The sequence below is a fragment of the Halotalea alkalilenta DSM 17697 genome, from assembly GCF_000621205.1.
In the GTDB taxonomy this organism is placed as follows: domain Bacteria; phylum Pseudomonadota; class Gammaproteobacteria; order Pseudomonadales; family Halomonadaceae; genus Halotalea; species Halotalea alkalilenta.
Window position 1 is genome coordinate 228,957 of record NZ_KK211228.1, and the last position, 11,034, is coordinate 239,990.

Annotated in this window: 10 protein-coding genes and 1 pseudogene; 9 read left to right on the forward strand and 2 right to left on the reverse strand. The window is 59.7% G+C overall.

Going from position 1 to position 11,034, the window contains the following annotated elements; genetic code table 11:
• Window positions 1-176: 176 nt before the first annotated feature.
• The 9 genes from metG (at window position 177) to Q376_RS25215 (ending at window position 8,949) form a co-directional block, all read left to right on the forward strand.
• Window positions 177-2,210, forward strand: coding sequence for a methionine--tRNA ligase (gene metG, locus Q376_RS0113830; RefSeq protein WP_027350806.1), 2,034 nt, complete (start codon window positions 177-179; stop codon window positions 2,208-2,210).
• Window position 2,211: 1 nt separating this feature from the next.
• Window positions 2,212-3,162, forward strand: coding sequence for an RnfABCDGE type electron transport complex subunit B (locus Q376_RS22740; protein ID WP_043447962.1), 951 nt, complete (start codon window positions 2,212-2,214; stop codon window positions 3,160-3,162).
• Window positions 3,163-3,214: 52 nt separating this feature from the next.
• Complete coding sequence (gene nth, locus Q376_RS0113840; protein WP_027350807.1) at window positions 3,215-3,850, forward strand: endonuclease III; 636 nt, start codon at window positions 3,215-3,217, stop codon at window positions 3,848-3,850.
• A gap of 705 nt (window positions 3,851-4,555) precedes the next feature.
• Complete coding sequence (locus Q376_RS0113850; RefSeq protein WP_027350809.1) at window positions 4,556-5,332, forward strand: type IV toxin-antitoxin system AbiEi family antitoxin domain-containing protein; 777 nt, start codon at window positions 4,556-4,558, stop codon at window positions 5,330-5,332.
• A complete protein-coding gene (locus Q376_RS0113855; protein WP_027350810.1) occupies window positions 5,322-6,242 on the forward strand; it encodes a nucleotidyl transferase AbiEii/AbiGii toxin family protein in 921 nt (306 codons plus the stop codon). The genes Q376_RS0113850 and Q376_RS0113855 overlap by 11 nt, the downstream gene beginning before the upstream one ends.
• A gap of 101 nt (window positions 6,243-6,343) precedes the next feature.
• On the forward strand, window positions 6,344-6,865 hold the full coding sequence (locus tag Q376_RS0113860) for a hypothetical protein (RefSeq protein ID WP_027350811.1): 522 nt from the start codon (window positions 6,344-6,346) through the stop codon (window positions 6,863-6,865).
• A 287-nt stretch (window positions 6,866-7,152) separates the two neighbouring features.
• On the forward strand, window positions 7,153-7,683 hold the full coding sequence (locus Q376_RS0113865) for a hypothetical protein (RefSeq protein ID WP_027350812.1): 531 nt from the start codon (window positions 7,153-7,155) through the stop codon (window positions 7,681-7,683).
• Between the two features lie 101 nt (window positions 7,684-7,784).
• Window positions 7,785-8,309 (forward strand): hypothetical protein, encoded by a 525-nt coding sequence (locus Q376_RS25210; protein ID WP_211266675.1) that lies wholly within the window; start codon window positions 7,785-7,787, stop codon window positions 8,307-8,309.
• A 331-nt stretch (window positions 8,310-8,640) separates the two neighbouring features.
• Window positions 8,641-8,949, forward strand: coding sequence for a hypothetical protein (locus Q376_RS25215; RefSeq protein WP_043447963.1), 309 nt, complete (start codon window positions 8,641-8,643; stop codon window positions 8,947-8,949).
• Between the two features lie 43 nt (window positions 8,950-8,992).
• Here Q376_RS25215 and istB read toward each other — a convergent pair whose 3' ends face one another.
• Both istB and Q376_RS22750 read right to left on the reverse strand, forming a co-directional pair.
• On the reverse strand, window positions 8,993-9,775 hold the full coding sequence (gene istB, locus Q376_RS0113875; protein WP_027350814.1) for an IS21-like element helper ATPase IstB: 783 nt from the start codon (window positions 9,773-9,775) through the stop codon (window positions 8,993-8,995).
• Window positions 9,776-9,838: 63 nt separating this feature from the next.
• A pseudogene (locus Q376_RS22750) lies at window positions 9,839-10,995 on the reverse strand (IS3 family transposase).
• Window positions 10,996-11,034 lie beyond the last annotated feature (39 nt).

Genomic DNA, 11,034 nt, shown 5'->3' on the forward strand with positions numbered 1-11,034 from the left:
AGCACCCGCCCGGCGAGCCTAGCGATCGCCGGGACCAGTCCATCGAAACGTGATTACCCCACCGCATCCCGCTCGCGTTAGAATCGATGGCAAAATTTCCCGATGCCCGATGGTATGGAAGCCAGTCGCTCCCACCATCGAGCAGCCGCCACGCTCATCAACCTTCCCGAGGTTCCATGTCCACCCGCAAGCTTCTCGTCACCAGCGCCCTGCCCTATGCCAATGGCGATATCCATCTCGGTCACCTGCTCGAGTATCTGCAGACCGACATGTGGGTGCGCTTCCAGAAGAGCCGGGGACATAGCTGCTACTACGTCTGCGCCGACGACGCCCACGGCACTGCGATCATGCTGCGCGCCGAGCAGGAGGGGATGACGCCGGAGGCGCTGATCGAGAAGGTCAAGCAAGCCCACCAGGCGGACTTCGCCAAGTTCGGCATCGCTTTCGACAACTATCACTCCACGCACTCCGAGGAGAATCGCCGTCACAGCGAGGCGATCTACCTCGCCCTGCGGGAGGGCGGGCACATCGCCACCCGTGACATCGAGCAGATGTACGACCCGGTCAAGGGCCTGTTCCTGGCCGACCGTTTCATCAAGGGCACCTGTCCGAAGTGTCACTCGCCGGATCAGTATGGCGACAACTGCGAAGTGTGCGGCGCGGCCTACACCCCGGCCGACCTGATCGACCCGGTCTCGGCGATCTCCGGCGCCAAGCCGGTGATCAAGAGTTCGGCCCACTATTTCTTCAAGCTGCCGGACTTCAGCGAGTTCCTGCGCGGCTGGCTGCGCTCCGGCACGGTCCAACCGCAGATCGCCAACAAGCTCGAGGAGTGGTTCGACACCGGGCTCAACGAATGGGACATCTCCCGCGACGCGCCCTACTTCGGCTTCGAGATCCCCAACGCGCCCGGCAAGTACTTCTATGTCTGGCTCGATGCGCCGATCGGCTACCTGGCGAGCTTCCAGAACCTCTGCGATCGCGAAGGCATCGACTTCGATGCGTTCTGGCGCAAGGATTCCGACGCGGAAGTGCACCACTTCATCGGCAAGGACATCGTCTACTTCCATGCGCTGTTCTGGCCGGCGATGCTCGAGGGTGCGGGGCTGCGTACGCCCACGGGCGTACACTGCCACGGCTTCGTCACCGTCAACGGTGCGAAGATGTCGAAATCCCGCGGCACCTTCATCAAGGCCGACACCTATGCGCGCTTCCTCGATCCCGAGTACCTGCGCTACTACTTCGCCGCCAAGCTGACCTCACGCGTCGATGACCTCGACCTGAACCTCGAGGACTTCACCGCCCGGGTGAACGCCGACCTGGTCGGCAAGGTGGTCAACATCGCCAGCCGCTGCGCGGGCTTCGTCCACAAGCAGGGCGGCCGCCTCGCGGCCCGGCTGCCCGACACCGAGCTTCTCGATCGCGCGGTCGCCGCCGGCGACGAAATCGCCGAGGCCTTCGAGGCCCGCGAGTTCGCCCGGGGCGTGCGCAGGATCATGGAGCTCGCCGACGAGGCCAATGCCTACATCGCCGAACAGGCTCCCTGGGCGCTGGCCAAGCAGCCGGGAAGCGAGCAGCAGGTGCTCGAAGTCTGCTCCCTGGGACTCAATCTGTTCCGCCAGCTGGTGGTCTACCTGGCGCCGATCGTGCCCCGCCTGGCACAGGATGCCCGAGCCTTCCTCGGCCTCGATTCGCTCGACTGGGAGAGCCGCCGCGAAGCGCTGCTCGATCATCCGATCGACAAGTTCAAGCCGCTGATGACCCGAGTCGACAGCGCCAAGGTCGAGGCGATGCTCGAAGCCTCCAAGGAAGTGCTTGCCGAAGAGCAGAAGCTGAAGGGCGGCCAGGCCAAGATGCCAAGCGCACTCGACCAGAACCCGATCGCCGACGAGATAGGCATCGACGAGTTCGCCAAGGTCGACCTGCGCATCGCCCGGATCACCGCTGCGGAGCGCGTCGAGGGCTCGAACAAGCTGCTCAAGCTGACCCTCGACCTCGGCGGTGAGACCCGTACGGTCTTCTCTGGCATCAGCAAGCACTACTCGCCCGAAGCGCTGGTCGATCGGCTGACCGTGGTGGTCGCCAACCTCGCGCCCCGAAAAATGCGCTTCGGTGTCTCCGAGGGCATGGTTCTGGCCGCAGGCGGTGATGACGGCCTCCATCTGCTCTCCCCGGACAGCGGTGCGCTACCGGGCCAGCGGGTCAGCTGAGATGGCGACGAGCGGCGCAGCAGCACTGGTCGAGCGTATCGACCAGCTGCTCCCCCAGACCCAGTGCGGCAAGTGCGGCCACTCGGGCTGCCGCCCTTACGCGCAGGCGATCGCAACCGGTGAGGCGCACACCAAGTGCCCGCCGGGTGGCGAACGCACCCTGATCGCACTGGCCCAGCTGCTCGATCGCCCCAAAGGAGCGCTCGAACGCCCGGCAGAGGCGCCCCAGCTCGCGGTGATTCGCGAAGACGAGTGCATCGGCTGCACCAAATGCATCCAGGCCTGCCCGGTCGATGCGATCGTCGGTGCCGCCAAACTGATGCACGGCGTGCTCGAATCGGAATGCACCGGCTGCGAACTTTGCGTCGCGCCCTGCCCGGTCGACTGCATCGACATGCGTCCTCATCCGCGCTGGCAAGAGGCCGGCAGTGATGCCGCACGCGAACGCTATCTCGCGCTGCGCGCCGACAACGGGCGCCGACGCTTCGATGCTCGCCGCGTACGGCTCGCCGAAAGAGAGCGGGCGGCCAAGGCACGGCGCCTGGAGCGCCTGCAGCGGCGCCTGCCCGCGAAAGCCCCGCCGCCGAGCGAGACCGCGGCTGCGCCGCCTCCTCGATCGAGCGACCCGCGTACGGCCGCCACCATCGCACGACTCGAGCACAAACTCGCAAGGCTCGCAGGCGATGCCCCCGAGCGCGCCGCCCTCGAAGCCCGCCTCGCCGAGGCCCGCAACGGCGGCGCTGCCAGTGCCGACCGCGCTCAGCACCAGCGCCAGCTCAGGATCGCCCTCAACGCCGCCGAGCAGCGCCGCCGCCTCGCCGAGCGCCAGCTGCGCCACAGCCAGCGGCAGCAGGGCGAGCCGGAGATCACCGAAGCCCGTCGGCAGCTCGAGCGGGCGCTGGATACCGAACGCCAGGCACAGCTCGCGCTGACCAACAGCGCGACACCGTGAAACCCGCACCCGCTGGCATTTCCCGATCACCCGCAGTATCGAAGCGATAGCGATGAACGACCAAAAGCGACGCCAGATATTCGAGCGCCTTCGCGCCGCCAACCCCCACCCCACCACCGAGCTCGACTGGACCACGCCCTTCGAGCTGCTGGTGGCCGTGGCGCTATCGGCGCAGTCCACCGATGTCGGCGTCAACAAGGCGACCAAACGGCTGTTCCCGCTCGCCAATACGCCCCGCGCGATGCTCGACCTCGGCCTCGAGGAGATCAAGGCGCAGATCAAAACCCTGGGGCTTTTCAACAATAAGGCAAAGAACCTGGTAGCGATGTGCGAAATGCTGATCCGCGATCACCAAGGTGAAGTACCGCGCACCCGCGAGGGGCTCGAAGCCCTGCCCGGGGTCGGGCGCAAGACCGCCAACGTGATCCTCAATACCGCCTTCGGCGAACCTACCATCGCCGTCGACACCCACATCTTCCGCGTCGCCAACCGCACCCGGCTCGCCCCAGGCAAGAACGTCGACGAAGTCGAGCGCCGGCTGCTCAAGGTAGTGCCCAAGGAGTTCCGCCAGGATGCCCACCATTGGCTGATCCTCCACGGACGCTACACCTGCATCGCACGCAAACCGCGCTGCGGCAGCTGTGTGATCGAAGACCTGTGCGAATATCCCGACAAGACCGAGCCCTGAGCCAGCGCTGCCGCCAGGCAGCCTCGCTGAGCGAACGCCCGTGACCAGGGCCCGGAGAAAGCAGGACTCATAATTGCATGGGCTCAGGGTGTAGGGGATTGTGGTATCAACCCATGTCTGCGGAGGACCCATGTCAGATTCTTCACCCACGCGCCACGACCACGCACGCCATCCGAAAAGAAATACAGCGATCGAACGCTTCGATCGCGGCATTGAGCCGCCGCTATGGCCTCAATCTCAAGACCGTCCATAAATGGCGTGCACGGGACTCGGTCGAGGACGTAGCCATGAGACCCAAACAGCCTCGCTCGCGACCTCCGCCGGCGGACCTTGCTCCCGCTCGATGATTGCCTGTTCGCTTTGCAGCGTTTCATCCCGTACCTGACCCGGGCGAGTCTTCATCGACTCTACCAGCATCATCAGATCAGCCGGCGGCCGAAAGACGGCGATGACAAGCCACCCCCCAAACGCTTCAAAGCCTATCCGATCGGTTATCTGCATATCGATTTCAGTAAGATCCGCACTGGCGAGCGACACGCCGCGGGCACTGTGAGAGACAGGATACCCTGACAAGCTCGGTAGGATTCGCTGCCTGGTTTTTAATCCCTGACTAAAACGGCCTAGGATTCCGCTTTTAGGGGTGTTGCTAAACCACCAGTGGTTTATAATTTCTCATGAAAACGCCATTAAAGGCTGTATTCTAGCGTGAAATTAAACCTTCTTTGGCAGCAGATCCCGCATGGTGCCGTCGTGACAACGGCCTGGCTCGCTGCACATGACGTCACCCCTGACCAGGCTCGCAAGCTGGCCAACAGCGGTTGGCTGAAGCGCGTGGGCCACGGTGCCTACTGTCGTGCGGGGGACCCTCTCGCCTGGGAGAGCGGAGTTTTTGCTCTGCAGACGCTCGGTGAGCAGGACAAGCCACCTATCTGGCCGGGAGGCCAGACTGCACTGGCGCTGCAGGGCTTCGCCCACTATCTCCCCATGGGACACGACACCACGCAACTGTTTGGCGGTGAGGGCGCCCGGTTGCCCCGCTGGTGGCGTACCGCAGAATGGGCAGGACCGACCGTGCTGCATACCGAGAAAGGATTGCCGGGGCAGCTTCCTGGCAGTTTCACGGCATACGCGCCGGCCGGCAAGGCTTTCACTCTGCAAATCTCGACGCCCGAGCGAGCGATACTGGAATGGATCGCCGTCACGTCAAACGAGCTGCTGTTCAGCAGTGAGCTGGTGGACACCTTCGACGGGCTTAACACGCTGCGCCCGCGCCGGCTTCAGGCATTGCTGGAGGGGTGCCGTTCGGTGAGAACCAAGCGTGCCTTCCTGGTACTGGCTCGACACGCCGGACATGCCTGGTATGGTCGCCTGGAACCACGCCAATTGGACCTTGGCAAAGGCAAACGGCAGCTCTGCCAGAGCGGCAAGTTGGACAGGGAATATCACGTTACGGTGCCGGAAGCGTTCCTGCATGCCGATTGAAGCTCGCTACCACGAACAGGTCAGTCTGCTGGTCTCACTGCTGCCATTTCTCAATGACGAGCCGTGCTTCGCCCTCAAAGGCGGTACGGCCATCAACCTCTTCGTGCAGCCATTACCTCGCCTATCGGTCGATATCGACCTGGCCTACCTGCCGCTGGAGCCCCGTGACGAGGCACTGCGACGCTGTCGCGAGGCGCTGCAGCGAATGGCAGAGACCTTCAGTGCTCGGCTGCCAGGTGTGCGCGCCGAGCTTCAGGATAATCGCCGAGATGAGCTGAGGATTCTGGTACGCCGAGGGCGTAGCCAGGTGAAGGTTGAGGTATCGCCAGTACTGCGTGGCACCCTGCACCCGCCCCAGGAGCGCGATGTCGTTGAAGCCGTGGAAGACGATTACGGCTTCACTGCGGTGCGGGTAGTGTCACTGCCGGACCTGTATGGTGGCAAGATCTGCGCCGCGCTGGATCGCCAGCACCCCAGAGATCTCTTCGATGTGAAGCTGCTGCTGAACCAGGGCGTCCTGAATCGAAGCGTCTTCGAAGGCTTCCTGGTCTATCTGCTGGGGCATCCCAGGCCCTTGAACGAAGTGATCAACCCGCGGCTGAAAGCGTTGGACGACGTCTACCGACAGGAGTTTATCGGGATGGCCAGGGCCGATATCCCATTGCAGCAGTTAGAGGACGTCCGGCACGAACTTCTGTCGCGACTGGGCCAGCTGATGACCGATGAGGATGTTCGCTTCCTTCTGGCCTTCAAGCAGGGAGCGCCTGACTGGGCGCTGCTTCCGCTACCGGGCGTTGAACGGCTACCTGCCGTGCGTTGGAAGCTCGCCAACATTCGGAAGATGCACCCAAACAAGCACCGTCAGTCACTTGAGCTATTGAAGCAGGCACTGGATAACCTTCTGAGATGACGCCTAATATCTCCAACGATATACTGGGCTAAGTAAACTTCTCCTTACATCCTTTAAACGCTAGGCTGTTACGTATAATTACGCCACGCGTAGGGGATGACATGGCGAACAGAAGGGAAGCTCAGTCCCAGTGGAATGTCACCAAGGTCATGTCTGCCGGGGGCGGGGAGTACATCAGCTGGTTGGAATTGCCCCACTATCGCCTCATCAAGCTTGAGGAGGAACGCCTTCTCTTGGAAGTGGCTGGAGAAGACTACGGCCTTACTTCGGTCAACGATACCCGCTCTGGCAAGCCCCACGACCCCGAGAAGCAGCGCCTGGCCGAGATCATCGACCGACTCAACGACCTCTACGGCGCAGAGGTCAGCTACGACGACAAGCTACACTTCACCAGTGGCGTCGTCGACCGCATCGAGCGTGACGCAATGGTGATGGCCCAGATGCGCAACCCCAGCGAAGACCAAATAAAGCACAGCATCTTCCCGAAGAAGGTCACCGACGCCATGCTTGATGCCCTCAGCGACCACGAGAAGCTAAAAATGCCGCTGCTGGAGGATGAAGATACTGGCAGGCAGTTTGCGTTGGTCATACTGAAGCTGCTGGCGGGGGAGGTCGAGCAATGACTTGCGTGCTGTGTAGCAAGCTACGGAAGAGGTCTATTATGGCTGATAACGACCCATAACGAATAGTCCGAGGAAGGCCGCATATGCATTCAAGAGTATTATGCAGCAAGCACGGTTATTGGCGTTATGTTGCCGAGGCATACTTGATGACGAGTAATTTCAATAGGTTAGTGGCCTTCCGTTATACTCAATAGCATTATTGAACGCGCGTGCGCGTTCAAGCCAATAAACGAGCATGCTGTCCAATAACCTTTATATATAATAGATAGTCATGGAGAGAAATATAAATGGAAATTCTTTCGGGCGTTGAAACCTTTTCTCATATTCTGAATATCAAAGAAAAATTGTTTCCACGTGAGAAAGCTATCGTAAGCGCAATAGGCTCTTTCCCTAAAAACCAAGAGTCAGAGAGTCAAAACTACTGCTCAGTTTTTATAGAGCACTCCTATGACCCAAAAGCTCTTGGATCGAGTGAGAGAGAAAAGATCGAGATAGTTTTTGCAAAGAAATCCGAGTTTACGATCCCTATTCGGCACATCGACTGGGTCTTCATGGAAAGAAAACTAGATACTATCAAGCCCATCAATTTGGAGTTGTCAAAGCTACTCCTTGTCGATAAGGAAGGGTTGCTATTAGAGCTGGGCATAAAAGAGATATTGCGAGCTCAGATAGAGCACATGGAGTTAAAGGGAAGAAAACTCGAAAAGTCACTGAAAACGATGGGGCTGCAAATCACCTACGCCGACAGTTACAGGGTATTTGTCCAGGCGCCACCCTCGTTGAAAGAGTCAATATATCAACTGTATTCTAGCGATTAACAGATAACTAGTCGCTCCAACCGACGTGGTCTACTACTCAGCCCACGCGTCTGAGCTCCGCATTAGGCATCCAAGTTACCCACGAAGAGTAGCGACCAAAGATGGTGAAAAAGAAAAATCTAAGCAATCCCTTCTCTACAGGCGGTGGCGGTGTTCATTGTGAAGCAAATGTCCAGGCGTCTTTTGTTGCGCTGATGCTCACTGGCGGTCACGCCCCGTGTCTTCTCTACTGGCCAATTGCGGAAATCAAACTTCAGGGCAAGATCGACGGCTTTGATACAGACGACCTCGTTGTTGCCGTAGAAAACTTGAACAGCAATGAAAGGCGGAAACTTCTCGGGCAGATCAAGCATTCCATTATTATCTTGCAGAGCAGCACCCTGTTTGGGGAGGTGATGCAGGCCGCCTGGAATGATTTCAACAATCTTAAGGTGTCCTTTAGGGGTAAAGATATCATTGCCCTGATCACAGGGCAGCTCAGCGTGACCGATGCACACAATGTGCAATGGTTGCTGAACCAAACGAGGCACACCAAAGACGTTGATGAGTTTTTCAGAAACGTCCAGCAAGTAAATACAGCCCACCCAAGAGTGCCAAGAAACTGGAGGTCATTCAGCACCACTTGAAGGCAGCAGATGGTGGCAACGATGTTTCAAGGGGCGAACTTTATGACCTCCTGAACCACTTTCATCTACTCGGCTACGATCTTGGTAACGAGTTCGGTGTGTCCTGTCTCTGCTGCATTCCCATATTTCCCAATTCCAGCAGCAGTCTCCGCAGTTGGTCTGGTCACGGGTTATCGATATCGTACAAACATGGAATCAGGATGCCGGCACCATCACGCCCAGCAATATCCCGGACGATCTTTTGGATGTCTTTAAACAAAGGGTTATGGCGGAGATGCCCTAGGAGTTCAAGGCAGCGCAGGAGAAACCTAAAATCGATTGGACTCAGCACTTGGACGCCACCTATTTGGCCCTAGCGGTCCTGATCGGGAGCTGGAACGAAAAAAGTAAATGTGACCTTGATGCGATAACCCAACCGCTTGGCATCAGTTATGACGAATGGTTAAAGAAAGCAGGGGAAATATTACACTGCACCGACAGCCCGTTATCTCTCGGAAGCGGCATCTGGAAAGTTGTTAATCGAGCCGAGCTTTGGAGCCTGCTGGTATCGCGCATCCTTGATCAGAACCTCGACACGTTGAAGTCGCTTGCGGTTTCCGTACTGAAGCGTCAACACCGACTGAAAATTGCCCCCTTTTAGCGTCAAATCACCGGAGTAAAAATGACCCCCTTGGGTTCCTCGGTTATCCGACTGGAGTCACGCCTGGCCGAGAGGTGCCTGCCTTGCGTTTGTCCTTGAGCCGATAGCTCTCACCGCTGATCTGCACGATGTGGGCATGGTGCAGCAGTCGTTCCAGCATCGCTGCGGTGAGCGTCTGGTCGTCGGCGACGGTGCCCGCCCATTGGGTGAACGGCAGGTTGCTGGTCGGGATCATGCTGCCGCGCTCGTAGCGCTTGGCGACGACGTTGAAGAAGAGGTTCGCTTCGGCGCGCCCACACGGCAGATAACCTATCTCGTCGATCACCAGCAGGCGTGGTCCCATCACCACACGATTGAAGTACTCCCGCAGCCGCTCCTGGCGGTGTGCTGCCCTGAGTTGCAGCATCAGGTCGGCGGCAGTCACGAAGCGTGTCTTGATGCCGGCCATCACCGCCCGGTACGCCAAAGCCGTTGCCAAGTGGCTCTTGCCTACCCCACTGGGCCCAAGCAGCACGATGTTCTCGGTGCGCTCGATGAAGCTCAAGCCCGCCAACTCCTGGAGCTGTGCCCGTGGCGCGCCTGATGCAAAGGCGAAATCATACTGCTCCAACGTTTTCACCACTGGAAACGTGGCCATCTTCAACAGGGTCTGCCGGGAGCGCTCGGCACGGGCATCCGCCTCCGTGGCAAGTAGCTTCTCGAGAAAGTCGGCGAAGCTCGCGTCGCCTGTGGCCGCTTGCTGTGCCAAAGGTGACCAGTCAGTGCCGATCCGCTCGAGCTCCAGGCTGCTGCATAGCTCGGCAATGCGTGCGTGCTGAAGATTCATGCCCCTGCCTCCAACAACTGATCATACTGGGCTTGCCCCGTCCCTCCGGACAGGTTGTTTAACCTAACAAGCCGCCGCCTCGAACTGCATGGGACTGACGTATCCCAGCGTTGAGTGTTGGCGCCGTGCGTTGTAGAACCGCTCGATGTAGTCGAACACTTCGGCCCGGCACTCATCGCGGGACCGGTAAATCCGTCGGCTCAGCCGCTCGGCTTTCAACGTGGAGAAGAAGCTCTCCATGGCGGCATTATCCCAGCAGTCACCGCGCTTGCTCATGCTGCACACGATCCCGGCATCGGCCAACAGCATCTGGAACTGCTCGCTGGTGTGTTGGCTGCCTTGGTCGGAGTGATGCAGGACTTCGCGCGGCCGGCCTCGCCGATGCAACGCCATCATCGGGGCGTCGGTCACCAATTGCGACGTCATGCTGGCCTGCATGGGCCAACCGACGATACGTCGTGAGTACAAGTCCATGACGGCCGCCACGTAGAGCCAGCCCTCTGCAGTCCAGACGTAGGTGAAGTCCGCCACCCATTTCTAGTTGGGCGCGCGAGCCGTTAAGTCTCGATCCAGCACGTTGACAGCAATGGCATGAGCCGATCTTGGCCCCGTATCCGACGGATGACGACGGCGCCTGGTTCGTGCCACTAGGTTTGCGCGACGCATCAGACGCGCTACAACGATGACGGCCGCAGTGCTCGCCCCAGGTGCGCAGGTCCCGCCATACCCGAGGGCTGCCTTATGTCCGATCGCTGGCCTGGAAGCTCTCTCGGATGCGGCCGGTCAATCGCTCATTGGCCAGCGCCCAAGCGCTGGGCGAGCGGGCATGCCACTCATAAGAACCGCTGCGCGACACGCTCAAGGTTCGGCATAGCTCGCTGATCGACCAGACGGCCCGGTGTCGGGCGATGAACGGATACTTCATGTCTGGTCCTTGGCAAAGTATCCGAACGCTTTTTTTAATATGTCCCGTTCGGTCTTGACCTTGGCCAACTCCCGGAGCAGTTGCTCAATCTCCTGCTGCTGGGCGCTCTTGAGCGGCTTGTCGGGCGCGGGCTCCCATGTGCCGCTACACATCTGCCCGACCCAACGCCGTAGAACACTGGGGTCCAGACCCAGGTCCTGCGCTACACGCGATACGTTGCTATATCGGGCTGCTCGGCCAGCCGCACCGCCTCGCGCTTGAACTCGTCCGTGAAATGTCTTCTGTTTCGTGCCATCGCTTCGCTCTCCAGGCATGATCATGCCATCGGATCTGT